We start from the raw sequence: 13,448 nt of genomic DNA on the forward strand, positions 1-13,448 counted from the left end.
GCTGGTGAAGGTGGCCCGAGCCGTGGTAGACGGCGCGGACGTGGTAGGGGTGGTGGACGGCGACCGGTTCCGCGCGCTGCACGACGACGCCCCCGGGCGGGTGCTGGAGCTGCTGCTCACCCGGCCGTCGACCGGCGCCGCGCAGGCGGTTCCGCTGACCGAGGTGCGACTGCTGTGCCCGACGCACGCGCCCCCCTCGTTCCGCGACTTCATGATCTTCGAGGAGCACGTGGCGAACGCGCGCCGGGGTCAGCCGGTGCCCGACGCCTGGTACGCCGCGCCGGCGTTCTATTTCACCAACCCGGCGTGCCTGTTCGGGCCGGACGAGGACATTCCCGCCCCGCCGGCGAGCCGCCGGCTCGACTTCGAGCTCGAGGTGGCCGCGATCGTCGGTGCCGACGCGGCCGGGCTCGACCCGGACGACCCGGCCACCCTCGAGCTCATCGCGGGATTCACGCTGATGAACGACTGGTCCGCCCGGGACCTGCAGCTGACCGAGATGCCGGTGGGTCTCGGCCCGGCCAAGGGCAAGGACTTCGCGACCTCGCTGGGCCCGTGGCTGGTGACCCCGGACGAGCTGTCCCCGGACGGCAAGGGACGGTTCGCGCAGCGGCTTGACGTCTGGGTGGACGGGCGGCGGCTGGGCGGGGGCAATCTCGCCGACTCCTACTTCACCTGGGGGAAGGTGCTGGCCCGCGCGGCCGAGAACACCCGGTTGTGCCGGGGTGACCTCATCGGATCCGGCACCGTCGGCACCGGCTGCCTGCTCGAGCTGCGCGCGCTGGGGGACAAGGACAGCTATCCCTGGCTGCGTCCGGGCAACGTCGTCGAGCTCGTCGGTGCCGCGCTGGGCCGGCTGCGCAACCGGATCGCGCCGGTGCCGGCCACCGGCGATCAGGGTTGACAGTGCCGTCACGCGAATCGTAGCGTGCACCAAACGAATGGTTGGTAGTTTTACGGGCGCCGCCGCGCGGCGACGGATGACGTTTCTAGTCGAGTGAGGCAGATGCATGACCACGCTGCAGGTCCACCGCGATGGCGCGATCGCCTGCCTGACGGTTGACCGGCCACGTCAGGCCAACGCGATCGACAACGCGACGCTGGAACAGCTCGTCGCCGCGTACGAGAAGTTCGATGCCGACCGCGAGGTCTCGCTCGTCGTGCTGCGCGGCGCGGGGAAGGGCTTCTCCTCCGGCCACGACCTCGGGTCCGGCGGCGACATCCTCGCCTCCCTGGCCTCCGGCGACGTCATCTCGGACTGGCACCGCCTCGACGCGGCCAACCGGCTGCTGTTGCGGCTGTGGGACGGGTCGCTGCCCATTCTCGCCGCGGTGCACGGCTTCTGCCTGGGCGCGGCCGTCGAGCTGGTCATGATGTGCGACTTCGCGATCGCCGCCGAGGACGCGCGGTTCGCGCAACCGGCGCTGCGCGGCACCGGCGGCGCGCCGACCGAGCTGATCCACCCGTTCGTGATGGGGCTACGCCGGGCGAAGCAGTACCTGTGGCTCTCGCAGGAGCTGTCCGGCCGCGAGGCCGCCGACTGGGGACTGGTCAACCTCGCCGTACCCGCCGACCAGCTGGACGACACGGTGGCGGCGTGGGCCGGCCGGATCGCGGCGATGCCGAACGACAACATCCGCCTGATGCGCCGGGCCATGCACCGGCTCGTCGACGCCAACGGCTTCCGCCAGGCGCTGTCGGCCGGGGTCGAGATCGACGCGATCGCGCACGCCTCCGGCAAGACGCGGGAGTGGCTGGCCAAGATCGATGCCGTCGGCCTGAAGCAGGCGGTGGCCGAGCGGGACCTGCCTTTCGCGAACGGGGTGGCGCCGAAATGAACTTCGAATTCACACCGGAGCAGCAGATGCTACGGGCCGCAGTACGCGCCTACGCCGAGGCCGAGCTGGCGCCGGCCTACCGGGACCGGGACACGTCCGGGGAGTTTCCGTTCGACGTCTGGCGCCGGCTCGCCGACATGGAGATCACCGGCCTGGCGGTGAGCGAGGCCAACGGCGGCAACCCGGGTGGGTACGTCGCGATCGGCATCGTCGCCGAGGAACTGGCCCGCGGCGATCACTCGTCGGCGTACCTGATGCTGATCACCCCCATCGTCGGCGAGCTGCTCGACCGCTGGGGCACCGACCGCGCCAAGAAGGACTGGCTGACCCGGTTCCTCGCCGGCACCTCGGTCATCAGCCTCGCGGTCACCGAGAGCTCCGGCGGCAGCGACGCCGCCGCGATGCGGATGAAGGCGGTGGCCACGCCGGACGGCTACCGGCTGACCGGCGAGAAGTCCGGTGTCACGATGACGATGGCGGTCGACGCGCTGATCGTCTTCGCGCGCGCCGTCGTCGACGGCGTCGACAAGGGGATCACCGCCTTCCTCGTCCCGATGGACGCACCGGGGGTCAGCCGGCATCCGATCGACGACATGGGTGCCCGCAGCATCGGCCGCGGCATCGTGGCCTTCGACGACGTGCTGGTGCCGGTCGACTACCGCCTGGGCGAGGAGGGCACCGGCTTCCGCGAGGTGATGATCGGCTTCGACTGCACCCGGGTGATCCTCGCGCTCATGTCGATCGGCGCCGCGATGAAGTCGATCGAGGAGACCCTGGAGTATGCGCGCCAGCGCACCTCGTTCGGCCGGCCGCTCGCGGCCAACCAGGGTGTCCAGTTCCCCCTCGCCGAGCACCACACCAAGCTCGAGATGGCCCGGCTCTACTGCTACTACGCGCTGTGGCTGCGGGACACCGGGCGGCCGCACACCCGCGAGGCGGCCGCCTGCAAGTGGATCGGTCCGGAACTGTCGGTCGCGGCCATCCACGACTGCATGATCCTGCACGGGCATTACGGATGGACCCGGGACCTGCCGCTCGAGCTGCGGCTGCGCGACGTCATCGGCACGGAGATCGCCGACGGTACCCCGCAGATCGCCAAGTCGGTCGTCGCGCGGGAACTGCTGGGCCGCGGCTTCGTGCGGCTGGACGGAACCGTCGGGCGATGAACTTCGAGTACCCCGCCGAGGTGGAGCAGTTGCGCGAGCGGGTGCGCGCGTTTCTCGACGAGCACTGGCCGGCCTCCCACCGGCGGTACGCGATGAACGACACGGTCTCGCGGGACCTGCAGGCACCCGAGGTTCGGCTGCCCGGTGTCGACCGCACCGAGATCCAGGAGTTCTGCGCGAAGCTCGGCGGCGCCGGGCTGCTGGGCTACGGGATTCCGGTCGAGGCCGGCGGGCAGGGCGGCGGGCCGCTGGAGCGCTACGTGGTGGAGTCCGAACTGGCCTGCGCCGGCGCGCCCTACCCGTCGATGGCGCTGGGCACGGTCGCACCCACCCTCGTCTGGCTGGGGGCGGTCGAGCTGCAGCGGCGGTTCATCCCGCAGATCGTCAGCGGTGGCATCGAGTTCGCCCTGGGCTACACCGAACCCAACGCGGGCTCCGATCTCGGCGCGCTGCGGACCAAGGCCGTCCGGGACGGCGACGACTACGTCATCAGCGGACAGAAGGTCTTCTCCAGCGCCATCCACTACGCGAAGTACTACTGGCTGGCGGCCCGGACCGATCCGCGGGCGCCGACCCGCTCGGCGATCTCGATCTTCATCATCCCCGCCGACGCGCCGGGCCTGTCGGTGACCGGGATGTACACCATGTCCGGAATCCGCACGAATATCGTGTTCCTCGACGATGTGCGGGTGCCCGCGGCGGACCGGGTCGGTGCGCAGAACGACGGGTGGCGGGCGGTCGGCTACGCGCTCGCGCACGAGCGGTACACGGCGATCATGGCCGGACCGCTGAGCATGGCCGCCGAGGCGTGCGCCGCACACTTCGCCGCCCGGCTGCACGAGCCGCGCGTCGCCGAGGCGCTCGTCCGCATCGAGACCGACTGCCACGCCGCGCGGCTGGTCGGCCAGTACGTCGCGTGGACCGCGGCCCAGGGACGCGCCGTCACCGTCGAGGCGTCCGCGGCGAAGGTGATGATCACCGAGCTGCGCCACCGGGTCTCGCGCACCGTGCTCGATCTGCTCGGGGCCGAGGCGGTGCTGGCCGAAGGCGACGCCGGGGCGCCGGCCGAGGGTCAGTTCGAGCGGATGTACCGGCATGCCCCGATCACCCTGTTCACCGCCGGGACCAACGCGATCCAGCGCGATCTGGTCGCCGAGGCCGGACTCGGGCTGCCGAGGTACCGCGGATGAGACTCGACTTCGACGCCGATCAGCTCGCGGTGCGCGAAGCGATCGCGGCCGCGCTCAAGGGCGCGAGCGGCGACCGCATCCGTGAGATCTGGGGCCGTGGCTTCCTGGACACGGAGTACCGGGCGCTCGGGCAGATGGGGATGTTCGGCTTCGCCGCCGGCGAGCCGGTCGACAGCCCGGGCGGCGGACAGGTCGAGGCGTGCCTCCTCGCCGAGCAGCTCGGCCTGCACGCCGCCGTGTCGCCGGTCCTGGCCTGCGTGGTCCAAGCCGCCGGGGCGCTGCGGCCGCACCCGCGGTTTGCCGAGCAGTACGGCCGGCTGGTGGCGGCCGAGGCGGTGTGGACCTGGGCGCACCTGGAGGCGGCCACCCGGCCCGACCGGCCGCCCGCGCTGCGCGCCGTGCCCGACGGCGGCGGCCTGGTGCTCACGGGTGAGAAGGCGTTCGTGGAGTGGGGTACCCGCGCCGAGCGCTTCGTGGTCACCGCGACGGCGGACGGCGAACCGCTGGTCGTCGTCGCGGCGGCCGACGCGGCCGGAGTGACCGCCGCACCGCGGCAGACCAGCACCGGGGGTGAGATCGCCCGGGTGGCATTCGACCGGACGCCGGTAGCCGCGGCGGACGTCCTCGCCCGCGGGGACGCGGCCGTGCGGCTGATCGCCGCGACGTGGCGCCGCACGCTGCTGTTCCAGAGCGCGTACCTGGTCGGCCTCGGCCGCCGGGCGCTGGACCTGACCATCGCCCACGCCACGGTGCGCGAGCAGTTCGGGCGGCCGCTGGGCGCCTTCCAGGCGGTCAAGCACGCGCTCGCGGACTCGCACATCGCACTGCTGGCCGCGCGACTGCTGGTCTTCGAAACGGCCAGCGGCACCGCCCTGCGCACACCGGTGGCCGCGCTGGCCGCGATGAAGGCCTGGGTCGCGGAGGCTACCACCCAGGCACTCCGGGTGGCGCACGAGATCCATGGCGGCCTCGGCGCGGTCGACGACCACGAGGTCACCCTCCTGTTCCGCCGGGCGCTGGCCGAAAGCCAGCTGCACGGCTCGGCCTCGCAACTGTGGGAACTGGCCGCCCAAGCGCGCGCTGACATCGGGGCGGGCACGCGCCGGCCCCCGCACTAGAAAGGGATACCCATGCAGCTCGGTCTCGAAGGGCGCACGATCGTCGTCACCGGCGGCGCATCCAACATCGGTCGGGCGACGTCGCTGACCCTCGCGAAAGAGGGCGCCAACGTCGTCATCGCCGACCTCGACGTCGACCAGGCCAACCGGGTGGCGAAGGAGAGCACCGGTCCAGGGCCCATCGCGGTCTGCGAAACGGACGTCACCAGCCTCGAGTCGGTGCAGGCGCTGGCCGCCTTCACCGCCCGGGAGTTCGGCACCACCTTCGGCCTGGCCAACGTGGTGGGCTGGGAGGACGTGCACAAGTTCGTCGACACCACGCCGGAGTTCTGGCAGAAGGTCACGGCGATCAACTGGACGGGGGTGCTCAACACGACGTATGCCTTCCTGCCGCAGATGATCGAGGCGGGCACCGGCGTGCTCCTGCACGTCGCCTCCGATGCCGGGCGGATCGGCGAGTACAAGGAGGCGGTGTACGGCGGCTGCAAGGCCGCGGTCATCAACTTCTCCAAGACGATCGCGCGCGAGGTGGGTCCGCTGGGCATCCGCTCCAACGTCGTGTGCCCGGGGATGACCATGCCGACCTCGGAGGCGGAGTACGGCGCGCTCTCCATGCACGCCACCACCACGAAGATCGGCTCGGCGATCAGCCCCGAAACGCTGGAACGGGCCAAGCGCCTGTATCCGTTGCGTAAGTTCGGCACCGGGCAGGATCTCGCGAACTCGATCGCGTTCCTGCTGTCACACGAAGCCGCCGGCCACATCACCGGACAGACACTGAGCGTCAGCGGCGGGTACACGATGATCTAGTCCGCGGGCCGCGGACCTCGACCAGCGGGAGAGACCATGACCGCACGTTCGCTTGCCCTGCACGAACCGCTGACCGCGACCGAGATCGTGGAGCTGGCCGTGCTCGCCGAGGGACTCGGCTACGACCGTATCTGGTTCGGCGAGGTCCGCGGGCCGGATCCGTTCGTGTGCGCCGCGGCGGTGGCGATGCGTACCCGACGGGTCGAGCTCGGCACGTCGATCGCCTCGTACTTCGCGCGCTCGCCGTTCAGCCTGGCGGTCTCGGCCACCTCGGTGGCCGACCTCTCCGGCCGGACCTTCCGGCTCGGCATCGGCCCCGGGGGCAAGGGGTTGGTGGAGAACATCCACCAGCGCGAGTTCGGCAAGCCCCTGGAGGCGGGTCTGGCGGCGATCCAGGCGATCCGGGACGGGCTGGGCGACGGCGGGCCCCGGTCGCGGGTGCGCTGGCAGCGCGAGGTGGACGTGCGGGTGTATCTCGCCGCGCTCGGTCCGAAGATGCGGCATGCGGCCTACCAGCACGCGGACGGCTTCATCGCGCCGTTCGAGACGCCCGAGTACGTGCGGGCCGTCGACAAGGAGCGGCAGGAGGTCCCGTCGAGCGCCGAACACTGCGTGCGGCTGCTGGTCGCCGTCACCGACGACGTGCGGCCGGCCCGCGAGCGGATGCGCGAGACGATCCGCTTCTACCTCGACTCGCCGCACTACCGGCGGCACTTCGCCGCCCAGGGATTCGCCTCGGAGGTCGCGGACTACCTGGCGGCCAGTGCCCGGGGCGAGCGGGCCGGCCAGCTGGCGGCGGTCAGCGACGCGCTGGTCGACGCCATGCTCGTGTGCGGTTCAGCCGGCCACTGCGCGGGCCGGATCGCCGAGTACCTCGACTCCGGGGCCGGCGACCTGATGGTGTCCCCGTTCTCCGAGCTCGGCCCGGCCGTCGTCGCCGCCACCGTCACCGCGCTCGCCCCGAACCGCTGACCAATACCGAACCACTCGGCTGGAGGATAGAGATGGCCGGACTGCCGACATTGGGCGAGTTCACGGAGTTCTTCACGACCCAATTCGAGACCTACCTGCCCGAGCTGGAGCGCACCGACCAGGTGCCGGACGAGCTGATCAAGGCGGCCGCGGCGCTGGGCGCCTTCCGGCTCACGATCCCCCGCGAATACGGTGGCCTCGGGCTGCACGTGCGCGACTACCTGCCGTACCTCGAGGCGGCGGCGATGGGTCCGGGCGCGGCGCGCATGCTCGTCCACGTGGCCAACGGCCTGTGGCGCCCGCTGCTGCAGTTCGGCACCCCGGCGCAACGGGCGATCGTGCAGGGGATGGCGGAAGGTTCGCAGCGCATCACCTTCGCGCTGACCGAGCGCGGCGCCGGCACCGGGCGCGACATCGAGACCCGCGCCGTGCGCGACGGCGACGGCTGGCGACTGACCGGCGAGAAGCACCTCATCACCTTCGCCGACAAGGTCGACTACTTCATCGTCATCGCCGCGACCGACGACCGGAAGGCGTCGGACTCGGTGACCGCCTTCCTCGTCCCGCGCGACGTCGAGGGGTTCGACATCGACCTGTCGCAGCGCACCATGGGGCTGGCCGGTACCGCGCACGCCTTTCTCACCTTCACCGGCGCGTACGTCGACGACAGCGCCCGGCTGGGCGAGGTCGGCCAGGGTCTCGACGTCGCCTTCAGCTTCCTGGACTACAGCCGGCTGTCGCTGGCCGCCTGCATGGTGGGGATGGGCCGGCGGGCGCTGGCCGAGACGGCCGCCTACACCGAACGACGGGTCACCTTCGGCAAGGCGATCGCGCGGCGGCAGGCGATCCAGATGCACATCGCCGACATGGAGACCGACATCGCCGCCGGGGCGGCGCTGGTCCGGTCGGTCGTCGACCTGATCGATGCCGGCGAGTCATTCACCGCGGACGCGGCCACCGCGAAGCTCTACTGCCTGAAGATGATCGGGCGGGTGACCGACCACGCGCTGCAGGCGCACGGTGGCTACGGCTTCACCACCGACGCGGCGATCGAGCGCATCTACCGGGATGCGCGCGGATTCTGGTTCGAGGAGGGTACGGCCGAGGTCCAGCAACTGGTCGTCGCGCGCCATGTGCTGCAGCGTGAGGCGGCCGCTCGGGTGGGGTCGTCCTGATGCCGGCCCGGGCGGAGCTGCGGCGGGCGCTGGTCTACGCGGGCGGCCCGGCCGTGCTGCGGGAGGTCGACCGTCCCGCGCTCGGACCGGGTGACCTGCGGATCAGGGTGCTGGCCTGCGGGGTGTGCGGGACCGACCTCGAGCTGCTGGCCGGCCGCGCCTTCGCCGGCCGGCTGCCGCTGCCGATCCGGCCCGGGCACGAAGTGGCCGGCGCGGTGACCGAGGTCGGCGCCGCCGCCGGAGGCCGCTTCGCGGTGGGCGACACGGTGGTGCTGCATTCGATCGGCGCCTGCGGCCGCTGCGCCGACTGCACCTCCGGTCACGACAACCGGTGCCGCACCGTGACCACCCTCGGCCTCGACCACCCCGGCGGGTTCGCCGACGAGGTGGTGTGGCCCGCGGCCCGCGCGGTGCGCTTCCGCGGCCTGGCGCCGACCCGGGCGGCCCTGCTGCCCGACGCGGTCGCCACCGCCTACCACGCGCTGCGCCGGGCGGCGACCGCACCGGGCGGCACCCTGGCGGTCATCGGCGTCGGCGGTCTGGGTTCCCACCTGCTCCAGCTGGCCCGGCTCACCCGCGGCGACCTGCGCCTGGTCGGCGTCGGACGCAGCGAACGCAGCCTGGACCGGGCCCGGCGGCTCGGCGCCGCCACGATCGCGGGCCTCGGCGCCGCGGCGCGGGCCGAGGCGAAGCGGGCCGGCCTGTTCGACGCGGTCGTGGACGTCTCCGGCGCCGCCGACGCGGTCGAGTTCGGCCTGGCCACGCTCAAGCGCGGCGGGCGGATGGTGCTGGCCTCCGTCCACGAGAGCGGCCTGACGACCACGATGACCCGGACCGCCTTCATGACCAAGGAACTCGAACTCGTCGGTTCATACGGGTCGTCCCTGGCCGAACTGCGCGAAGTGACCGAGCTGGCAGAAAGCGGCGCGCTCGACCTGAGCGAGTCGGTCAGCCGGGTGATCTCCCTCGACGACCTGCCGGCGGCGCTGACCGACCTGCTGACCAGCCGCGACGGCGCGGTGCGCACCGTCGTGGTCCCCGACCCGGACGCCGGGAGCTGACGTGGCGACGCCGGCGGACACCGGAGCCGAGGCGGGGCTGGCCGAGCTCGTCCAGCGCCTGTGGGACATCGAGCAGATCAAGCAGCTGAAGGCGCGGTACTGGCGCTACATCGACGAGCATAACTGGAGTGCGTTCGGGACCCTGTTCACCGCGGACTGCCACTTCCGGTACGGCCCCCGCGACCAGCACTTCTGCACCGGTGGCGCCGAGATAGCGCCGTTCGTCAAGTCCTGGACGGATCCCGGTGTCACGGTCCATCATGGGCACACTCCGGAGATCACCATCTTGTCAACGACGACAGCCGAGGGGATCTGGGCCTTGTATGACCACGTCGACGCACACGGTTCCCGCGGCCGCGCCAAGTTCGAAGGCTACGGTCACTACCACGAGCGGTACGCCAAGGGCGACGACGGCCTGTGGCGGATCTCCGCGAGCAGGTTGACCAGGCTGCGGGTCGACCAGCCCGGCACGGCCTGACATGCCGGCCACGAACGCCGGCGCCAAGCCGGCCCTCACCGCACGCGGGCCCGGCCTCGGCTTCGTGCCGCCGCCGGCCTCGCTCAGCGCCGCCGCCCGGCGGGCCCGCGCCGTCGCGGCGGAGATCGGACCCCGGGCGCACGACGGCCCGCGGGAATGGCCGCGCGAGGCCCTTCGCGCGCTCGGCGCCGCCAAGCTGCTGGCCGCCGCGCTGCCGGCGGAGGCGGGCGGCCCCGGCGAGTCGATCGAGTCCTTTGTCCAGATCACCGAGGAGCTCACCGCCGTGCGCACCGTCCTCGGCTTCCACATGGAGAGCTCCTCGCTGATCACCGCCCTGCTCGGCACGTTCGGCGACCCGTCCCTCGCGGCCGAGTACGTCCCCCGGGTGCTGGCCGGCGAGATCGCCTCCACGCATGCCACCACGGAGCCGGCGGGGGGCTCGTCGATGAGCGCGATGCGCACCCAGGCCGAGCGGGACGGCTCGGACTGGCTCATCACCGGACGTAAGGCGATGGCCGCGCTGGGCCAGGTGGCCACCCTCGTCCTCGTGACGGCCCGCACCCCGCGGGGGCCCTCGGTGTTCGTGCTGCCCGCCGACAGTCCCGGGGTCAGCGTCGGACCGCGGTACCCGCACGCCGGGCTCGCGGAGCTGCCCATCAACCCGATCCACTTCGACCGCGTCCGGGTGCCGGCGCGCGCACTGGTCGGCGAGGAAGGGCGCGGGGGCGCGGTCTTCGTCGGGGAGCTGGCCCGCACCGGCCGGCCGGGTCAGGCCGCGCTGTTCGTCGGCCTGGCGCGGGCGGCGCTCGAGTGCGGCTACCGCTTCGCCGCCCGCGGCCGGCTCGGTGACCGGACCGTCAAGCCGGACGGCCGGGACACCACGCTCGCCCGGCTCGACCGGGACCTGGAGTCGGCCCGCGCGCTCACCGTCGCCGCCGCGCGCCAGGCCGACCTGGACGGCGGCGATTCCGCCACGCTGCTGCGCCTCGCGTCGTCGGCGAAGTGGCTGGCCTCCGACGTCGCCCGCGCGGTCTGCCTGACGGTCATGGAGCTGCAGGGCGCCTGGGGGACGCTGCCCGGGCGCGGCGTGACGGAGCTGCTGGCCGACCTGCTGGACCTGCTGCCCGGCGGCGGCTCGAACGACGCGATGGCCGGGGCGATCGTCTGGTCCCGGCTCAACGGCCCCACCGCAGGGAGATGAGATGTCGAATTCACCGCCAGAACGCTTCTACATCGACGTGCTTCGTGACCTGTACCGCGCCGACCCCGGTCAGGAGGTCGTCGTGGGGAAATCCCGCTGGACGCTGCCCGAGTTCGGCGAGGATGTCGTGCGGATGGCGCGCGGCCTCTACGACCTGGGGCTGCGCCCCGGGTCGACGGTGGCCACCCTGCTGCCCACCGGCATCGACGCCATGGCGTCGTTCTTCGCCCTGTCGATGCTGGGCTGCGTCGCGGTGCCGATCAGCGTGCGCCTGAAGACGGACGAGGCGGCCTACCTCCTCGGCGACGCGCAGGTCGACGCCGTCCTGCTCACCACCGAGCACGAGCACCGGGTACCGGTCGGCCGGCTGATCCAGGACGTTGTCGCGGAGTATCCCGCTGCCGCGCCGAAGTTCGCCGTGGACCTGAACCGGGCCGTGACCCCGGCCGGCGCGGCCCGGCCCGGCTGGCTGCACGGGCGCGAGGCCCTCGACCAGGACTTCGACGATCTCTCGCCGGAGTGGTCGGCGCCCGGGCCGGCGCCTGAGCCGGTGACACTGCTCTACTCGTCGGGCTCGACGGCGCAGCCGAAGGGCGTGATCCTGCACGAGACGCAGATGGTGCGCAAGTCGCAGGCGTGGGCCGGCTATTTCGCCGGCCTCGAGCGCGGCGACCGGCTGTGGAACCCGCTGCCCTTCTTCCACGTCGGGGGCATCAGCGTGCTGCTGGCGGCGTTCCTCGCCGAGGCGACCTACCTCACCGACGTCTTCTTCCAGGCCGAGGCGGCCCTGGAACAGATCGAGGCGGAGGGGGCGACCTTCCTCTGGCCGGGCTTCACCACGATCCTCTACGACCTGGTCCGGTCGCCGCGGTTCGCCCAGGCGGACCTGGGAAGCGTCCGGGCCATCGGCGCGGCCGGCCCGCCCGAGGTCCTCACCGACCTGCAGCGGCACTTCCCGTCCACACCGATGGTCACCGTCTACGGCACCACGGAGACCGGCGGCATCGTCACGGTGACCCGGCGCGACGACCCCGAGCCGCAGCGGCTCACCACGACGGGCCGGCCGCTGCCCGGACTCGAGCTGCGCATCGACCGTTCGGACGGCCGGGAGACGTCCACCGACGGCGAGATGACGGCCGGGGAGATCCTGGTCCGGGGATACAGCACCTGTACGAGCTACTACCGCAAGCCCGAACAGACCGCCGAGCTGCTGGCCGGCGACGGCTGGATCCGCACCGGCGATCTGGGCTGGCTGGACGGCGACGGGTGGCTGCACTTCGCCGGGCGGCTCAAGGACATCGTGCGGGCCGGTGGGGAGAACATCTCGGCCGCGGAGCTGGAGGCGGTGCTCAACACCCACGAGGCGGTGGTGCTCACGCAGGTGATCGCGATCCCGCACCAGCGACTCGGCGAGGTGCCCGTCGCCTTCGTCGAGCTGCACACGGGCCGCGAGGTGAGCGAGGAGGAGCTGCTCGAGCACTGCCGCACCAGGCTTGCGCGCTTCAAGTGGCCGGCGCGCGTGATCGCGGTGACCGAGTGGCCCATGTCGTCGACGAAGGTGCAGAAGTTCAAGCTGCGCGAGCTGGTGCCCGACGTGGCCCAGGGCTGAGCCGGCCGGGTCGACCGCCGTCCGCGGACATCCGCGGACGGCGGTCAGACGGTCACCATGCCGCCGTTGACGTTCAGGGTCTCGCCGGTGATGTAGGAGGCGTCGTCCGAAACCAGGAACAGCACGGCGGTGGCGATCTCGCCGGGCTCGGCGGTGCGGCGCATCGGGACCGGGCCGCCGATACCCTTGGGGGACCGGGCGAACATGGGGGTACGCACGGTGCCGGGGGCGATCGCGTTGACGCGGATGCCGCGGTCGGCGACCTCCTTCGCCACCGAGCGGGTCAGCCCGAGCACGCCGGCCTTGGCGCTGGAGTAGTGCGGCATGCCCAGGCCGCCCACGACACCGCCGACCGAGGAGATGTTGACGATCGAGCCGGCCTGCCGGGGGAGCATGATCCGCAGGGCGGCGCGCATGCAGTAGAAGACACCGTCCAGGTTGATCGACATCATCCGGCGCCACTGCTCGTCGGTGAGCTGCGCGGTGACGTCCAGCGGGGCGCCGGTGCTGAAGTGCTCGGCCAGGCGCGCCTTCGCGTCGGTGTCGTCCACCCCGGCGGCGTTGACCAGGATGTCCAGCCCGCCCGCCTGGGCCACCACCGCCGCCACGGTGTCGTCGACCTGCCGGGAGTCGGCCACGTCGGCCGGAAGGGCGAGCGCGCCAGGGATGCCCGCGGCGATCCGGCGGGTACCGTCGGCGTCGCGGTCGACGACCGCGACGCGCGCGCCTTCGGCGGCGAGCACCTGGCACACGCTGGCGCCGATTCCCGAGGCACCGCCGGTGACGACGGCGGTCTTGCCGGACAGTCGCATGGTTGCCCTCCCAACGGA

The 13,448-nt window shown here is 72.4% G+C and carries 13 protein-coding genes; 12 read left to right on the forward strand and 1 reads right to left on the reverse strand.

Annotation, left to right across the window (positions count from 1 at the left end):
* The first annotated feature begins 4 nt into the window (after positions 1–4).
* The 12 genes from ACQPXD_RS22345 to ACQPXD_RS22400 all read left to right on the forward strand — a co-directional run bounded on the left by ACQPXD_RS22345 (position 5) and on the right by ACQPXD_RS22400 (position 12,618).
* Positions 5–904 carry a fumarylacetoacetate hydrolase family protein gene (locus tag ACQPXD_RS22345; protein WP_432841504.1) on the forward strand — a complete coding sequence of 300 codons (900 nt, stop codon included), beginning with the start codon at positions 5–7 and terminating at the stop codon, positions 902–904.
* 106 nt (positions 905–1,010) lie between these two features.
* Positions 1,011–1,838, forward strand: a complete 828-nt coding sequence (locus tag ACQPXD_RS22350) for an enoyl-CoA hydratase/isomerase family protein (protein WP_432841506.1) — start codon at positions 1,011–1,013, stop codon at positions 1,836–1,838.
* The gene (locus ACQPXD_RS22355) at positions 1,835–3,004 is read left to right on the forward strand and encodes an acyl-CoA dehydrogenase family protein (protein WP_432841508.1); all 1,170 of its coding nucleotides are present in this window, start codon (positions 1,835–1,837) and stop codon (positions 3,002–3,004) included. The genes ACQPXD_RS22350 and ACQPXD_RS22355 overlap by 4 nt, the downstream gene beginning before the upstream one ends.
* Complete coding sequence (locus tag ACQPXD_RS22360) at positions 3,001–4,194, forward strand: acyl-CoA dehydrogenase family protein (RefSeq protein WP_432841510.1); 1,194 nt, start codon at positions 3,001–3,003, stop codon at positions 4,192–4,194. The genes ACQPXD_RS22355 and ACQPXD_RS22360 overlap by 4 nt, the downstream gene beginning before the upstream one ends.
* Entirely contained in the window at positions 4,191–5,312 is a 1,122-nt protein-coding gene (locus ACQPXD_RS22365) for an acyl-CoA dehydrogenase family protein (RefSeq protein ID WP_432841512.1), read from the forward strand. The genes ACQPXD_RS22360 and ACQPXD_RS22365 overlap by 4 nt, the downstream gene beginning before the upstream one ends.
* A gap of 12 nt (positions 5,313–5,324) precedes the next feature.
* Positions 5,325–6,122, forward strand: a complete 798-nt coding sequence (locus ACQPXD_RS22370) for an SDR family NAD(P)-dependent oxidoreductase (protein ID WP_432841514.1) — start codon at positions 5,325–5,327, stop codon at positions 6,120–6,122.
* A gap of 36 nt (positions 6,123–6,158) precedes the next feature.
* Positions 6,159–7,094 carry an LLM class flavin-dependent oxidoreductase gene (locus ACQPXD_RS22375; protein ID WP_432841516.1) on the forward strand — a complete coding sequence of 312 codons (936 nt, stop codon included), beginning with the start codon at positions 6,159–6,161 and terminating at the stop codon, positions 7,092–7,094.
* A 32-nt stretch (positions 7,095–7,126) separates the two neighbouring features.
* Positions 7,127–8,269 (forward strand): acyl-CoA dehydrogenase family protein, encoded by a 1,143-nt coding sequence (locus tag ACQPXD_RS22380; RefSeq protein ID WP_432841518.1) that lies wholly within the window; start codon positions 7,127–7,129, stop codon positions 8,267–8,269.
* Positions 8,269–9,330: an alcohol dehydrogenase catalytic domain-containing protein gene (locus ACQPXD_RS22385; protein WP_432841520.1), complete on the forward strand. Its 1,062-nt coding sequence runs from the start codon at positions 8,269–8,271 to the stop codon at positions 9,328–9,330. The genes ACQPXD_RS22380 and ACQPXD_RS22385 overlap by 1 nt, the downstream gene beginning before the upstream one ends.
* A 1-nt stretch (position 9,331) precedes the next feature.
* Positions 9,332–9,808 carry a nuclear transport factor 2 family protein gene (locus tag ACQPXD_RS22390; protein ID WP_432841522.1) on the forward strand — a complete coding sequence of 159 codons (477 nt, stop codon included), beginning with the start codon at positions 9,332–9,334 and terminating at the stop codon, positions 9,806–9,808.
* 1 nt (position 9,809) lies between these two features.
* A complete protein-coding gene (locus tag ACQPXD_RS22395) occupies positions 9,810–11,009 on the forward strand; it encodes an acyl-CoA dehydrogenase family protein (RefSeq protein ID WP_432841524.1) in 1,200 nt (399 codons plus the stop codon).
* A 1-nt stretch (position 11,010) separates the two neighbouring features.
* The gene (locus ACQPXD_RS22400) at positions 11,011–12,618 is read left to right on the forward strand and encodes a class I adenylate-forming enzyme family protein (protein WP_432841525.1); all 1,608 of its coding nucleotides are present in this window, start codon (positions 11,011–11,013) and stop codon (positions 12,616–12,618) included.
* Positions 12,619–12,662: 44 nt separating this feature from the next.
* Here the strand turns inward: ACQPXD_RS22400 and ACQPXD_RS22405 are convergent, their stop codons facing one another.
* On the reverse strand, positions 12,663–13,430 hold the full coding sequence (locus ACQPXD_RS22405) for an SDR family NAD(P)-dependent oxidoreductase (RefSeq protein WP_432841527.1): 768 nt from the start codon (positions 13,428–13,430) through the stop codon (positions 12,663–12,665).
* Positions 13,431–13,448: the final 18 nt, after the last annotated feature.

The sequence above is a fragment of the Dactylosporangium sp. CA-092794 genome (genome assembly GCF_050948465.1).
In the GTDB taxonomy this organism is placed as follows: domain Bacteria; phylum Actinomycetota; class Actinomycetes; order Mycobacteriales; family Micromonosporaceae; genus Dactylosporangium.